Origin of the sequence: Streptomyces sp. NPDC057428, assembly GCF_042803195.1 — a bacterium.
Lineage (GTDB): Bacteria > Actinomycetota > Actinomycetes > Streptomycetales > Streptomycetaceae > Streptomyces.
In genome coordinates this window covers 34,393-48,638 of sequence record NZ_JBHVCT010000006.1, presented here as the reverse complement: position 1 = coordinate 48,638, position 14,246 = coordinate 34,393, and the positions used below count along the sequence as shown (strand labels likewise).

The window sequence follows — 14,246 nt, the reverse complement described above, 5'->3', positions numbered from 1 at the left end:
CCGACCCCTTACAGCTTCATCAGGCTGGCGTCGTCGACCGAGGCCGAGTGGCGGGAGCGGAACAGCGACACGATGATCGCGAGCCCGATGACGACCTCCGCGGCGGCGACGACCATCGTGAAGAAGGCGATGATCTGGCCGTCGAGGTTGCCGTGCATCCGGGAGAACGTGACGAGCGTGAGGTTGCAGGCGTTGAGCATCAGCTCGACGCACATGAACACCACGATCGCGTTCCGCCTGATCAGCACACCGGAGGCGCCGATCGTGAACAACAGGGCCGCGAGGTAGAGGTAGTTGACCGGATTCACTTGGCGACCTCCTCCTCTTCCTCCGCGCGGACGCCGGCCTTGCCGCGGTCACGTCCCAGCCGCTCCACGGAGCGCTGTTCCAGTGCCTTGAGGTCGGCGAGCGACTCGCTGGACACGTCCCGGATCTGTCCGCGTTGCCGCAGGGTCTGCATGACGGTGAGCTCGGACGGGGTTCCGTCCGGGAGCAGTCCCGCGATGTCCACGGCGTTGTGCCGGGCGTAGACACCGGGGGCCGGCAGCGGCGGAAGGTGGCTGCCGCGCACCCGCTCCTGGGAGAGCTCCCGCTGTGTCTTCGCGCGTTCGGTGCGCTCGCGGTGCGTGAGCAGCATCGCGCCGACGGTCGCCGTGATGAGCAGGGCGCCGGTGATCTCGAAGGCGAAGACGTACTTGGTGAAGATGAGGTTGGCCAGGCCCTCGACGTTTCCGCCGTACCGCGCGTTCGCCGCACCGAGGCCGTTGAACGATGTCAGGGAGGCCTGGCCGATACCGGCGATCAGGAGGATCCCGAAGCCGAGTCCACAGGCGGCGGCCAGCCAGCGCTGGCCCTTGAGGGTCTCCTTCAGGGAGTCCGCGGCCGTGACGCCGACGAGCATGACCACGAAGAGGAACAGCATCATGATGGCGCCGGTGTAGACGACGACCTGGACGATGCCCAGGAAGTAGGCGCCGTTGGCGAGGTAGAACACCGCGAGCACGATCATGGTCCCGGCGAGGGACAGTGCGCTGTGCACCGCCTTCTTCATCAGGACCGTGAAGAGCGCGCCGATGACGGCGACGGTGCCGAGCAGCCAGAACTGGACGGCCTCGCCCGTCGAGGTGGCGGTGGCGGCTGCGGCCAGGGCGGGGCTCATGCGTCCACCTCCTTCTCTCCCTTGGAGACGGCGGTCTGACGCTCCGTGCCGGGTGCGGCCTCGGTCACCAGGCCCCGGTAGTAGTCCTGTTCGTCCATGCCGGGGAAGATCGCGTGCGGGCTGTCGACCATGCCCTCGTCGAGCCCCGCGAGCAGTTCGTCCTTGGTGTAGATGAGGCTCTCGCGGGTGGTGTTGGCGAGCTCGAAGTCGTTGGTCATGGTCAGTGCCCGGGTGGGGCACGCCTCGATGCAGAGTCCGCACAGGATGCAGCGCGCGTAGTTGATCTGGTAGACGCGGCCGTAGCGCTCCCCCGGGGAGTAGCGCTCCTCGTCGGTGTTGTCCGCGCCCTCGACGTAGATCGCGTCCGCGGGGCACGCCCAGGCGCACAACTCGCAGCCGACGCACTTCTCCAGCCCGTCCGGGTGACGGTTGAGCTGGTGCCGGCCGTGGAAGCGCGGCGCCGTCACCTTCGGCGTCTCCGGGTACTGCTCGGTAAGCCGCTTCTTGAACATGGCCTTGAAGGTCACGCCGAAGCCGGCCACAGGATTCTGGAACTTCTCCCCTGAGGGGTCTGACGGGTCAGACACCGTCGGCCTCCCTTCCGTCACTCGAACTTCCGGCACCCGCGTGTTCGTCACTCCGAGTATCCGGTCCACCACTGACAACGAGCTCCCGCTCACGCCGCGGACTGCGGCGCGGCACCGGCGGCAGCGTCTGGCCGGGCAGTGGCGGTACGGGGAATCCGCCCGCCATCGGGTCGAAGGCCGGCTCGGGTCCGGCCTCCTCCTCGGCCTTGGCCCTGCGGTCACGGAAGATGTCCGCCACGAAGGAGACCAGCAGGACGGCGATGACGGCCCCCGCGACGTACAGCAGGATGCTCGAGAACTCGTAACCCTCGTTGTTCAGCGCCCTGACGGTGGCCACCAGCATCAGCCAGACCACCGAGACCGGGATCAGGACCTTCCAGCCGAGCTTCATCAGCTGGTCGTAGCGGACCCGGGGCAGCGTGCCGCGCAGCCAGATGAAGAAGAAGAGGAGCAGCTGCACCTTGACGACGAACCAGAGCATCGGCCACCAGCCGTGGTTCGCGCCCTCCCAGAAGGTGCTGACCGGGTACGGAGCCCGCCAGCCGCCCAGGAAGAGGGTCACGGACACCGCGGAGACGGTGACCATGTTGACGTACTCGGCGAGCATGAACATCGCGAACTTGATCGACGAGTACTCGGTGTTGAAGCCGCCGACCAGGTCGCCCTCGGACTCCGGCATGTCGAACGGAGCGCGGTTGGTCTCCCCGACCATCGTGATGATGTAGATGATGAACGAGACCGGCAGGAGCAGGACGAACCAGCGGTCTTGCTGCGCCGCCACGATCTCGGACGTCGACATGGAGCCCGAGTAGAGGAACACCGAGGCGAACGCGGCGCCCATCGCGATCTCGTAGCTGATCATCTGGGCGCAGGAGCGCAGACCGCCGAGCAGCGGGTACGTCGACCCGGACGACCAGCCGGCCAGCACGATGCCGTAGATGCCGACGGAGGCGACCGCGAGGATGTACAGCATCGCGATCGGCAGGTCGGTCAGCTGCATCGTCGTGCGGTGACCGAAGATCGAGACCTCGTTGCCGGCGGGGCCGAAGGGGATCACGGCGATCGCCATGAACGCCGGCGCCGCGGCGATGACCGGGGCCAGGACGTAGACGACCTTGTCGGCACGCTTGACGACCACGTCCTCCTTCAGCATCAGCTTCATGCCGTCGGCGAGCGACTGGAGCATGCCCCAGGGTCCGTGCCGGTTGGGGCCGATGCGCAGCTGCATCCAGGCGACGACCTTGCGCTCCCACACGATGGAGAAGAGCACGGTCACCATCAGGAACGCGAAGCAGAAGACCGCCTTGACGACGACGAGCCACCAGGGGTCCGTGCCGAACATGGAGAGGTCCTCGGCCGCGAGGACGGCACCCTGGGGCGCCGCGGCGAGTTGGGCGAGGCCGGTCACTCTCCTACCTCCGATGTCACGACGTGGGAACCCGGGGCGGCCGGACCGATCCGGACCAGTCCGCCCGGCAGGGCACCGGTGTCGGCGGGAACGCCCCGGCCGACGGAGTTGAGGGGCACCCACACGACCCGGTCCGGCATCTCGGTGACGGCCAGCGGGAGTTCGGCGGTGCCGGCGGGCCCGGTGACGGCGAGCAGGTCGCCGTCCTTGACCCCGGACTCGGCCGCGGTGGCCGCGGAGAGCCGGGCCACGGCGGCGTGCCGTGTCCCGGCCAGCGCCTCGTCGCCCTCCTGGAGCCGGCCCCGGTCGAGCAGCATCCGGTGGCCCGCGAGGACCGCCTCGCCGTCACCCGGCCTCGGCACCGGACGGGACATCACCCGGGGGTCGTCGGCGTGGGAACCCTGCCATCCGCCGAGGCGGTCGAGCTCGCGGCGGGCCGCCCGCAGGTCCGGCAGACCCAGGTGTACGTCCAGGGCGTCGGCCAGCATGTGCAGCACCCGGGCGTCGGTCGGGCAGAGCGTCCTCGGCATCTGCTCGGGCTTGAGCGCGGCCTCGAACATCCGCGCCCTGCCTTCCCAGTTCAGGAAGGTCCCCGGCTTCTCCGCGACCGCGGCCACGGGCAGCACCACGTCGGCCCGCTCCGTGACCGCGCCGGGCCGCAGCTCCAGCGAGACCAGGAAGCCGACCTCGTCCAGTGCGCGCAGCGCAGCCGCCGGGTCGGGCAGGTCCTCGGGGTCGACGCCGGCGACCAGCAGCGCGGCCAGTCCGCCGCCGGCGGCGGCCTCCACGATCTGACCGGTGTCGCGGCCGTAGCCGGCGGGGAGTTCGGCGACGCCCCACACGGACGCCACCTCCTCCCTGGCCCGCGGGTCCGTCGTGGGTCGGCCACCGGGCAGCAGCGACGGGAGCGCACCCGCCTCGATGGCGCCCCGCTCACCGGCCCGGCGCGGGATCCACACCAGCGCGGCGCCGGTCGCGGCGGCGGTCCGTACTGCGGCACTCAGCGCACCGGGCACCCCGGCGAGCCGCTCGCCCACCACGATCAGGGAGCCCTCACCGCGCAGCGCCTCGGCCGCGCCGGCTCCGTCACCCTCCAGGCCGACCCCGCCCGCGAGGGCGTCCAGCCAGTCGGTCTCCGTGCCGGGCGCGGCGGGCAGCAGCGTGCCGCCCGCCTTCTCCAGGCCGCGGGTGGCGTGCGAGGCGAGGGCGTAGGTCCGCTGCCCGTGCTTGCGGTGGGCCTTGCGCAGCCGGAGGAAGACGCCGGGCGCCTCCTCCTCGGACTCGAATCCGGCCAGCAGGACGGCCTGTGCCTTCTCCAGCGTGGTGTAGGTGACGCCGGTGCCGTCCAGGTCGCGTCCCCGCCCGGCGACGCGCGCGGCCAGGAAGTCGGCCTCCTCGCCGCTGTGGACGCGGGCCCGGAAGTCGATGTCGTTCGTGGCGAGGGCGACCCGCGCGAACTTGCTGTACGCGTAGGCGTCCTCGACGGTCAGCCGGCCGCCGGTGAGTACCCCGGTCCGGCCGCGCGCGGCGGACAGTCCGGCCGCCGCCGCTTCCAGCGCCTCGGGCCAGCTCGCCGGCTCCAGCACACCCCCGGCGTTGCGTACGAGCGGCGTGGTGAGCCGGTCGCGCTGCTGGGCGTAGCGGAAGCCGAAGCGGCCCTTGTCGCAGAGCCACTCCTCGTTCACCTCGGGGTCGTTGGCCGCGAGCCGCCGCATGACCTTGCCGCGCCGGTGGTCGGTCCGGGTCGCGCATCCGCCCGCGCAGTGCTCGCACACCGACGGCGTCGACACGAGGTCGAAGGGCCGGGAGCGGAAGCGGTACGCCGCAGAGGTGAGCGCCCCGACCGGGCAGATCTGGATGGTGTTGCCGGAGAAGTACGACTCGAAGGGGTCGCCCTCGCCGGTACCGACCTGCTGGAGGGCGCCGCGCTCGATCAGCTCGATCATCGGGTCGCCCGCCACCTGGTTGGAGAACCGGGTGCAGCGCGCGCAGAGCACGCACCGCTCACGGTCCAGCAGCACCTGGGTGGAGATGGGGACGGGCTTCTCGAACGTGCGCTTCTTCCCGTCGAAGCGGGAGTCGGCGCCGCCGTGCGACATCGCCTGGTTCTGCAGGGGGCACTCGCCGCCCTTGTCGCAGACCGGGCAGTCCAGCGGGTGGTTGATGAGCAGGAGCTCCATCACCCCCTTCTGTGCCTTCTCCGCGACCGGCGAGGTGATCTGTGACTTCACGACCATGCCGTCGGTGCACGTGATGGTGCAGGAGGCCATCGGCTTGCGCTGGCCCTCGACCTCGACGATGCACTGCCGGCAGGCGCCGGCCGGGTCGAGGAGGGGGTGGTCGCAGAAGCGCGGGATCTCGATGCCGAGCTGTTCGGCGGCGCGGATGACGAGGGTGCCCTTCGGCACGCTGATCTCGATGCCGTCGATCGTGAGCGTGACCAGGTCCTCGGGCGGGATGGCCGCCTCGCCGCCCCCGGAGGGCGCACTCGTGGTGACTGTCATGCGTTCACCCCCCGGTGAGCGTTCTTGTCGTCTCTGTCGTCGGCCCAGAGGGTCGACCTGGCGGGATCGAAGGGGCAGCCCTTGCCGGTGATGTGCTGCTCGTACTCCTCGCGGAAGTACTTCAGTGAGGAGAAGATCGGCGAGGCCGCGCCGTCGCCGAGGGCGCAGAAGGACTTGCCGTTGATGTTGTCGGCGATGTCGTTCAGCTTGTCGAGGTCGGCCATCTCGCCCTTGCCGGCCTCGATGTCGCGGAGCAGCTGGACGAGCCAGTAGGTGCCCTCGCGGCACGGCGTGCACTTGCCGCAGGACTCGTGGGCGTAGAACTCGGTCCAGCGGGTGACGGCGCGCACCACGCAGGTGGTCTCGTCGAAGCACTGCAGCGCCTTGGTCCCGAGCATGGATCCGGCGGCGCCGACGCCCTCGTAGTCGAGCGGGACGTCGAGGTGCTCCTCGGTGAACATCGGGGTGGAGGAGCCGCCGGGTGTCCAGAACTTCAGGCGGTGCCCGGCCCGCATGCCGCCGCTCATGTCGAGCAGCTGGCGCAGGGTGATACCGAGCGGGGCCTCGTACTGGCCGGGGCTGGTGACGTGCCCGCTGAGCGAATAGAGCGTGAAGCCAGGGGACTTCTCGCTGCCCATGGACTTGAACCAGTCCTTGCCCCTGTTCAGGATCGCGGGGACCGAGGCGATGGACTCGACGTTGTTCACCACGGTGGGGCAGGCGTACAGACCGGCGACCGCGGGGAAGGGCGGGCGCAGCCGGGGCTGGCCGCGCCGTCCTTCCAGCGAGTCGAGCAGGGCGGTCTCCTCACCGCAGATGTACGCACCCGCGCCCGCGTGCACCGTGAGTTCCAGGTCGAGCCCGGAGCCCAGGACGTTCTTGCCGAGGTAGCCCGCCTCGTAGGCCTCGCGTACGGCCTCGTGCAACCGCCGCAGTACGGGCACGACCTCGCCGCGCAGGTAGATGAAGGCGTGCGAGGAGCGGATCGCGTAGCACGCGATCACAATGCCCTCGATGAGGCTGTGCGGGTTGGCGAAGAGGAGCGGGATGTCCTTGCAGGTCCCCGGCTCCGACTCGTCGGCGTTGACGACGAGGTAGTGCGGCTTGCCGTCGCCCTGGGGGATGAACTGCCACTTCATGCCGGTGGGGAACCCCGCGCCTCCGCGCCCGCGCAGACCGGAGTCCTTGACGTACGCGATGAGGTCGTCGGGCGCCATGGCCAGGGCCTTGCGCAGTCCCTCGTACCCGTCGTGGCGGCGGTAGGTCTCCAGGGTCCAGGACTCCGGCTCGTCCCAGAAGGAGGAGAGGACGGGGGCCAGGAGTTTCTCCGGGCTCGTCCCGTTCTTGTCGATCTCGGCTGCCAAGGTCATCACTCCCCCTCCTCGGCGGTGGGCCCGGCCGGGTGCTCCGGGTCGGAGGCCGAGGTCTGCTGCGGTGCGTCATGCGAGCTGAGGTGCTCGGTCGGCGAGGGGTCGTGGGGTGCGGAGTCCTGCGGGGCCTCGCCCCTCGGCCCGACCACACGTGTCTGCGGGCCGGCCTCTCCCCTGGCGAGCTTCAGTCCCACCAGGGAGGCCGCGCCCGCGCCGCCGCTCGCCTCGACCGCGCCGGGGCGCTGGTCGGGGAAGCCGGCCAGGATGCGTGCCGTCTCCTTGTAGCTGCACAGCGGGGCGCCACGGGTGGGCTCCACAGTGCGGCCGGCGATCAGGTCGTCGACGAGTTGTGTGGCGCTCTCCGGCGTCTGGTTGTCGAAGAACTCCCAGTTGACCATCACCACGGGGGCGAAGTCGCAGGCCGCGTTGCACTCGATGTGTTCGAGGGTGACCTTGCCGTCGTCGGTCGTCATGCCGGCGTCGTCGTTGCCGACGCCCAGGTGGTCCTTGAGGCGGTCGAAGATGGCGTCGCCGCCCATGACCGCGCACAGGGTGTTGGTGCAGACCCCGACCTGGTAGTCGCCGCCCGGACGGCGGCGGTACATCGAGTAGAAGGTGGCGACCGCCGTGACCTCCGCGGTGGTGAGGCCGAGCTGGTCGGCGCAGAACGCCATGCCCGTGCGGGAGACGTACCCCTCCTCGGACTGCACCAGGTGCAGCAGTGGGAGCAGCGCGGAACGGCTGCCGGGGTAGCGGGCGATCACCTCCTTCGCGTCCGCTTCCAGCCGGGCGAGTACCTCGGCCGGGTAGGCGGGGGCGGGGAGCTGCGGCATCCCCAGGCTGACTTCTTGGTTGGATGCGGTCACCGGTCGACGCCTCCCATCACGGGGTCGATGGACGCGACGGCGACGATGACGTCGGCGACCTGGCCGCCCTCGCACATCGCTGCCATGGCCTGCAGGTTGGTGAAGGACGGGTCCCGGAAGTGGACCCGGAAGGGACGCGTGCCGCCGTCCGAGACGACGTGCACGCCGAGTTCGCCCTTGGGGGACTCGACGGCGGTGTACGCCTGCCCGGCCGGGACCCGGAAGCCCTCGGTCACCAGCTTGAAGTGGTGGATCAGGGCCTCCATGGAGGTGCCCATGATCTTCTTGATGTGGTCGAGCGAGTTGCCGAGTCCGTCGGGCCCGAGCGCGAGCTGTGCGGGCCAGGCGATCTTCTTGTCGGCGACCATGACAGGGCCCGGCTCCAGCCGGTCCAGGCACTGCTCGACGATCCTGAGCGACTGCCGCATCTCCTCGAGCCGGATGAGGAACCGGCCGTAGGAGTCGCAGGTGTCCGCGGTCGGCACGTCGAAGTCGTAGGTCTCGTATCCGCAGTACGGATCGGTCTTGCGCAGGTCGTGCGGGAGTCCGGCGGACCGGAGGATCGGGCCGGTGGCGCCGAGCGCCATGCAGCCGGTCAGGTCGAGGTATCCGACGTCCTGCATACGGGCCTTGAAGATCGGGTTGCCGGTCGCGAGCTTGTCGTACTCCGGCAGGTTCTTCTTCATGGTCTTGATGAACTCGCGGAGCCGGTCGATCGCGCCCATGGGAAGGTCCTGGGCGAGGCCGCCGGGCCGGATGAACGCGTGGTTCATCCGCAGGCCGGTGATCAGCTCGAAGAGATCGAGAACGAGTTCACGATCGCGGAAGCCGTAGATCATGATCGTCGTGGCGCCGAGCTCCATGCCGCCGGTGGCGATGCACACCAGGTGCGAGGAGATCCGGTTGAGCTCCATCAGGAGCACCCGCAGGACGGTGGCCCGGTCGGGGATCTGGTCCTCGATGCCGAGGAGCTTCTCCACGCCGAGGCAGTACGCCGCCTCGTTGAAGAACGGCGTCAGGTAGTCCATGCGGGTCACGAAGGTCGTGCCCTGCGTCCAGTTCCGGAACTCGAGGTTCTTCTCGATGCCGGTGTGGAGGTAGCCGATGCCGCAGCGGGCCTCGGTGACGGTCTCGCCGTCGATCTCCAGGATCAGCCGCAGCACTCCGTGCGTGGAGGGGTGCTGGGGACCCATGTTCACGATGATGCGTTCGTCGTCCGACTTCGCCGCGGACTCGACGACCTCGTCCCAGTCGCCGCCGGTGACTGTATATACAGTCCCCTCGGTCGTGGCTCGGGCGTCGGAGAGCGGAGTCCCGGACACGCCGGGCGTCGCGTGGGAATGGGGAGTGGTCATCAGCTGTACGACCTCCGCTGGTCCGGAGCCGGGATCTGGGCGCCCTTGTACTCGACGGCGATGCCGCCGAGCGGGTAGTCCTTGCGCTGCGGGAAGCCCTGCCAGTCGTCCGGCATCATGATCCGGGTCAGGGCGGGGTGCCCGTCGAAGATCAGGCCGAAGAAGTCGTAGGTCTCGCGCTCGTGCCAGTCGTTGGTCGGGTAGACCTCGACGAGCGAGGGGATGTGCGGGTCGCTGTCCGGGGCGGACACCTCCAGGCGGATCAGCCGCCCGTGGGTGAGTGAACGCAGGTGGTACACCGCGTGCAGCTCGCGTCCCTTGTCCCCGAGGTAGTGGACGCCGCTGACACCCGTGCAGAGCTCGAAGCGCAGGGCGGGGTCGTCGCGCAGGGTGCGGGCGACCCGGACCAGGTGCTCGCGCTCGACGTGGAAGGTGAGTTCACCCCGGTCGACGACCGTCTTCCCGATCGCCTCGGAGGGGAGCAGGTCCTGTTCCTCCAGCGCGCCTTCCAGCTCGTCGGCGACCTCGTCGAACCAGCCGCCGTACGGCCGTGACGTGGCGCCCGGCAGGGTCACCGTGCGGACGAGACCTCCGTAGCCGGAGGTGTCGCCGCCGTTGCCGGCACCGAACATGCCCTTGCGTACGCCGATGACCTCACCGGAATCGTCGCGCGGCGTGGGCAGTCCCGCGTCGTTCTTCTCGTCGCTCACCGCAGCAGCCCCTTCATCTCGATCAGGGGGAGTGCCTTGAGCGCCGCTTCCTCCGCCTCGCGGGCGGCCTCCTCCGCGTTGACCCCGAGCTTGGAGCCCTGGATCTTCTGGTGGAGCTTGAGGATGGCGTCGATCAGCATCTCGGGACGCGGCGGGCATCCCGGCAGATAGATGTCGACCGGGACAATATGATCAACACCCTGAACAATGGCGTAATTATTGAACATTCCACCCGATGACGCACAAACCCCCATGGAGATGACCCACTTGGGGCTCGGCATCTGGTCGTAGACCTGCCGCAGGACGGGCGCCATCTTCTGGCTGACACGTCCGGCGACGATCATCAGATCCGCCTGCCGCGGTGATCCGCGGAAGACCTCCATCCCGAATCGGGCCAGGTCGTACCGCCCCGCACCGGTCGTCATCATCTCGATGGCGCAGCAGGCGAGGCCGAAGGTGGCCGGGAAGACGGATGACTTCCGTACCCAGCCGGCGGCCTGTTCGACAGTGGTCAGCACGAAGCCGCTGGGCAGCTTCTCTTCGAGTCCCATGGTGTGCCCCTCAGCCCCTCAGTCCCATTCCAGGCCGCCCCGGCGCCACACATACGCGTAGGCGACGAAGACGGTGAGCACGAAGAGCAGCATCTCCACGAGCCCGAAGATCCCCAGGGCGTCGAAGCTGACCGCCCAGGGATAGAGGAAGACGATCTCGATGTCGAAGACGATGAACAGCATCGCCGTCAGGTAGTACTTGATGGGGAAGCGGCCGCCTCCAGCCGGAGTCGGGGTGGGTTCGATGCCGCACTCGTACGCTTCGAGCTTTGCCCGGTTGTACCGCTTGGGGCCGATAAGCGTGGCCATGACCACGGAGAAGATCGCAAACCCTGCCCCGAGGGCGCCGAGCACGAGGATGGGCGCGTAGGCATTCACGCTCCTCGCTCCTTCCAGTCGTCCTTGACCGTTGGACCGCATCGGGCGACCGGCTCGCCACCTCATCAAGATCGTGCACATGTGAGGCAGTTCACAAGCCCGACTGCCCCGCATCCTATGCCTGCCGTCCTGTGATCTGCGACACGGGGTGCACCACCGTCTTTGTGATCTCCACCACCTGACGAACGATCATGAAGTCGGATGACCGGTGATCTTCGTACGCGAAGCGGCCGAGCGGTTACGAGACGTGACATCTCGCGGCGTTACCGCTGGTCAAGGGCGCGCGGCACTACCAATCGGCGTGCCGTACAGGCAAATTGGCGGTGGGCATCGAGGTGGTGATATAGGAATCCGTCGCAGAACGGGGCCACCCGCACGAGGGGTCGGCGGTACCGATGTGGACATTGCGCGCGCATTCACGATCTTCCGGACGGTGGTCACGGGCACCCGCGAGGCACAGTGCGATCACCCGGCGCGGCTCACCCGGCCCAGGACCGCGCCCGCGGTCGACCTCACGGCGGAGATCGCCACGGTCGACGGGAGGAACTCCCGACGCGCGGGAGCATAAGGGGACATGACTCACCAATAGGTCACGTGGGAGCCGGGCCGCGGCCGGGCCGCCCCTCTACGCGCCACGTGGCCACGCGGTTGCCTCTCACGGGAGAGTCATGCTGTGACCTGCATCACTTCATTCAAGCTCCAACAAAAGCGGGCTTGGCCATCCGTGTGAACGGATGGTAAGTGACGGGCAATTCGGACGTATTGAAAGAACACCGTGATCACAGCACTGATCGAACGTGCCCGTTTTGCCCGTTAGGGCGTCAATAAGGGCCGTCAATAAGCGGATTCACAGATTCCGAACGTAACTGTGTCGCAACACACGTTTCTTGATGGGACCCCTACAGCCCTGATAGCGCTAGTACCCATGTCCCACACCGCTCACATACCCAGCCACCGTAAGCCCCGCCAGCGCGCCTCGAAGACGGCACTGCGGGCAGGAGTTGCCGGTGGCGTCCTCAGCACCATCGCGGTCGCGGGTGCCGCCGGTCCGGCCCAGGCCGAGCCGGTGACCCAGACCATCGAGATGCCCACCATCACCGCCGGGCTCTCCACCTCCGTCGCCGCGTCCGCGCAGGCGACCCAGGCGATCGCTCTCGACCTCGAGACGCAGGCCGCCGAGGACGCCGCAGCGGCAGCAGCCGCCAAGACAGCGACCAAGGCCAAGGCGGAGGCCGTCCGCAAGGCCGAGGCCGAGAAGAAGGCCAAGGCTGCCGCCAAGGCCAAGGCGGAGGCCGCCGAGCGCGCCTCCCGCAGCGCCGAGCGCACCACGCTCAGCGCGTCCACGGGGTCGCCCTCCTCCTCTTCCTCCTCCCGTGTCTCCTCCTCCAGCGCCACCGGGTCCGCCGCGTCCGTCGTCGCGTTCGCGCAGGCCCAGGTCGGCGACGCATACGTCTCGGGCGGCACAGGCCCCAACTCGTGGGACTGCTCGGGTCTGGTCCAGGCCGCCTTCCGTACGGTGGGCGTGGACCTGCCGCGCGTCTCCCAGGACCAGTCGACGGCCGGCACCCAGGTCTCGCTCGACAACCTGCAGCCCGGCGACATCCTGTACTGGGGCGGCGCGGGCAGCGCCTACCACGTCGGGATCTACGTGGGCGGCGGCCAGTTCGTCGGCGCGCAGAACTCCAGCACGGGCGTCGTGCAGAAGTCGCTGGACTACGACCCTCCGTCGGGCGCGGTCCGCGTTCTCTGATTCACAAGCTCCGAGCACGACCGCGGGCCGTCACTCCCCCAGCAGGAGTGACGGCCCGTCATCGTGTCGCGTGCCGGGAGTCCGAGAAGGCCGCCTCGTCAACGGGCCGCCGCTGGACCGGTACCCTCCCGACCGCTGCCACGGCCCGCTCGCCGCGCAGGTGGAGTACACACGCCCCGCAGGCGAGCGCGGCCAGGACGAATCCGTACGGGGGTGTCGACCCCGAAGGCTGCGTCTCGTAGACCAGCGCGGCCGACAGCACGGTCACGGCGTCCAGCGCCCTGCCCCGCGACGCGGTTGCGGCGATCACGGCCGTGGCCCACAGCAGGTACCAGGGCTGGACCATCGGCGAGAGGGCGACCAGCGCCAGCAGCGCGGGGCCCAGCGCGCGGACGGGTTCGGTCCGTCCCGTCGCGGCGTGCCACGCGAGGCGGCCGATGAGCACCAGGGCCACCAGCAGGGCCAGCCTCTGCACCGCGGACCTCACCGGGTCCGGGTCGGTTCCCGCCATGAACCGCAGGAGTTCGCCCAGACCGAGGCCCAGGTCGCTGCTGAGCGACAGCGCGGTGTGGATGCGTCCCGCGACGCCCTGGGTCCCGAGCCAGCCGAAACCGGTACCGCAGACGATCGTGGCGCCGACGGCCACCGCCGCGGCGACCAGGCCGGGCGCCAGCAGCCCCTTCGCCACCCGTCGCGCGGTCGAACCGCTCGCGGCCCTGCCCACCACGACGCCGACGAACAGCAGCGCCACCGCCGCCGGGGACTTGACCATCACGGCGAGCCCGACGAGCGCCGAGCCGGTGATCCACCTCCCGCGCAGGGCGAGCAGCGCACCGGCCAGCATGAGCCCGGTCATCAGCCCGTCGTTGTGGACACCGCCGACCACGTGGATCAGCAGCAGCGGGTTCAGCGCCCCGAGCCACAACGCGGCGCTCTCGCTGCGGCCGTGCTCCCGGGCGAGGTTCCGCAGGGCCCACACGATCAGCACCAGGGCGGCCAGGGCTATGAGGCGCATCCCCAGCACGGCGGGGACGATTCGGCCACCGGTCGCCCCGGCCACGCCGCGCGCGAGGATCAGGAAGAACGGCCCGTACGGCGCCGGGGTGTCGGTCCAGTGCCCGCCGACGCTCGCCGCGGCGTCCCCGCCCGGTCCTTCGGGGTCCAGGACGGACGGCCCCGCGCTGTAGACGTCGTGGCCCTCCATGACCATGACGCCCTGCGATATGTAGCTGTAGACATCCGCGCTGTAGAGCGGCGGCGCGAGTACGAGCGGCGCCGCCCACCACATGAGGGTGGCGAGGGTGTGACGTACGCAGGCGCCGGTTCGCCCGTACAGCCACCAGGCCACGACGAGTAGCGTCAGCCCGCCGTACGCCGCCGCGTGACCCGCCGCCGTCAGGGCGGTCCCGCGGGGCACCCAGAGCCCCCACGGGTCGTGGGCCGGCAGTGTGCCGACGGCCCAGCCGCCCAGGGCGGCAGCCGCCGATCCCGCCGCGCCCAGCCGACGGCAGCCGTCGGCGCTCAGTGCCCCCATTGCCCGCATGGGGCGAGAACCTACCGCAGCACACACCCCCGGGAGCAGGGCCCGGGTCACCCGGGCCCGTGCGC

The 14,246-nt window shown here is 69.7% G+C and carries 13 protein-coding genes; 1 reads left to right on the top strand and 12 read right to left on the bottom strand.

Going from position 1 to position 14,246, the window contains the following annotated elements; translation table 11 throughout:
• Positions 1–8 precede the first annotated feature (8 nt).
• From nuoK to ACFU5K_RS03990, 11 genes are read right to left on the bottom strand one after another with little or no spacing between them, the layout of a single operon-like run.
• On the bottom strand, positions 9–308 hold the full coding sequence (gene nuoK / locus ACFU5K_RS04040; RefSeq protein ID WP_327115797.1) for an NADH-quinone oxidoreductase subunit NuoK: 300 nt from the start codon (positions 306–308) through the stop codon (positions 9–11).
• Positions 305–1,159 (bottom strand): NADH-quinone oxidoreductase subunit J, encoded by an 855-nt coding sequence (locus ACFU5K_RS04035; protein ID WP_384056479.1) that lies wholly within the window; start codon positions 1,157–1,159, stop codon positions 305–307. Before ACFU5K_RS04035 ends, nuoK begins: the two co-directional genes overlap by 4 nt.
• Entirely contained in the window at positions 1,156–1,746 is a 591-nt protein-coding gene (gene nuoI, locus ACFU5K_RS04030) for an NADH-quinone oxidoreductase subunit NuoI (RefSeq protein WP_384056476.1), read from the bottom strand. The genes ACFU5K_RS04035 and nuoI overlap by 4 nt, the downstream gene beginning before the upstream one ends.
• Complete coding sequence (gene nuoH / locus ACFU5K_RS04025) at positions 1,739–3,154, bottom strand: NADH-quinone oxidoreductase subunit NuoH (protein WP_384056473.1); 1,416 nt, start codon at positions 3,152–3,154, stop codon at positions 1,739–1,741. The genes nuoI and nuoH overlap by 8 nt, the downstream gene beginning before the upstream one ends.
• The gene (locus ACFU5K_RS04020) at positions 3,151–5,658 is read right to left on the bottom strand and encodes an NADH-quinone oxidoreductase subunit G (protein WP_384056470.1); all 2,508 of its coding nucleotides are present in this window, start codon (positions 5,656–5,658) and stop codon (positions 3,151–3,153) included. The genes nuoH and ACFU5K_RS04020 overlap by 4 nt, the downstream gene beginning before the upstream one ends.
• Positions 5,655–7,028: an NADH-quinone oxidoreductase subunit NuoF gene (gene nuoF / locus ACFU5K_RS04015; RefSeq protein WP_384056467.1), complete on the bottom strand. Its 1,374-nt coding sequence runs from the start codon at positions 7,026–7,028 to the stop codon at positions 5,655–5,657. The genes ACFU5K_RS04020 and nuoF overlap by 4 nt, the downstream gene beginning before the upstream one ends.
• Entirely contained in the window at positions 7,028–7,861 is an 834-nt protein-coding gene (gene nuoE / locus ACFU5K_RS04010; RefSeq protein ID WP_384056666.1) for an NADH-quinone oxidoreductase subunit NuoE, read from the bottom strand. Before nuoE ends, nuoF begins: the two co-directional genes overlap by 1 nt.
• Before the next feature lie 29 nt (positions 7,862–7,890).
• Positions 7,891–9,249 (bottom strand): NADH-quinone oxidoreductase subunit D, encoded by a 1,359-nt coding sequence (locus tag ACFU5K_RS04005; RefSeq protein WP_384056464.1) that lies wholly within the window; start codon positions 9,247–9,249, stop codon positions 7,891–7,893.
• Positions 9,249–9,959 carry an NADH-quinone oxidoreductase subunit C gene (locus ACFU5K_RS04000; protein WP_384056462.1) on the bottom strand — a complete coding sequence of 237 codons (711 nt, stop codon included), beginning with the start codon at positions 9,957–9,959 and terminating at the stop codon, positions 9,249–9,251. The genes ACFU5K_RS04005 and ACFU5K_RS04000 overlap by 1 nt, the downstream gene beginning before the upstream one ends.
• Positions 9,956–10,510 carry an NADH-quinone oxidoreductase subunit B family protein gene (locus ACFU5K_RS03995; RefSeq protein ID WP_014154689.1) on the bottom strand — a complete coding sequence of 185 codons (555 nt, stop codon included), beginning with the start codon at positions 10,508–10,510 and terminating at the stop codon, positions 9,956–9,958. The genes ACFU5K_RS04000 and ACFU5K_RS03995 overlap by 4 nt, the downstream gene beginning before the upstream one ends.
• An 18-nt stretch (positions 10,511–10,528) precedes the next feature.
• Positions 10,529–10,888 carry an NADH-quinone oxidoreductase subunit A gene (locus ACFU5K_RS03990; RefSeq protein ID WP_003967084.1) on the bottom strand — a complete coding sequence of 120 codons (360 nt, stop codon included), beginning with the start codon at positions 10,886–10,888 and terminating at the stop codon, positions 10,529–10,531.
• A 925-nt stretch (positions 10,889–11,813) separates the two neighbouring features.
• On the opposite strand from ACFU5K_RS03990, the gene ACFU5K_RS03985 reads away from it, so the two are divergent.
• Positions 11,814–12,638, top strand: a complete 825-nt coding sequence (locus ACFU5K_RS03985; protein WP_384056459.1) for a C40 family peptidase — start codon at positions 11,814–11,816, stop codon at positions 12,636–12,638.
• 58 nt (positions 12,639–12,696) lie between these two features.
• Here the strand turns inward: ACFU5K_RS03985 and mptB are convergent, their stop codons facing one another.
• Positions 12,697–14,172 carry a polyprenol phosphomannose-dependent alpha 1,6 mannosyltransferase MptB gene (gene mptB, locus ACFU5K_RS03980; RefSeq protein WP_384056456.1) on the bottom strand — a complete coding sequence of 492 codons (1,476 nt, stop codon included), beginning with the start codon at positions 14,170–14,172 and terminating at the stop codon, positions 12,697–12,699.
• Between the last annotated feature and the right edge of the window lie 74 nt (positions 14,173–14,246).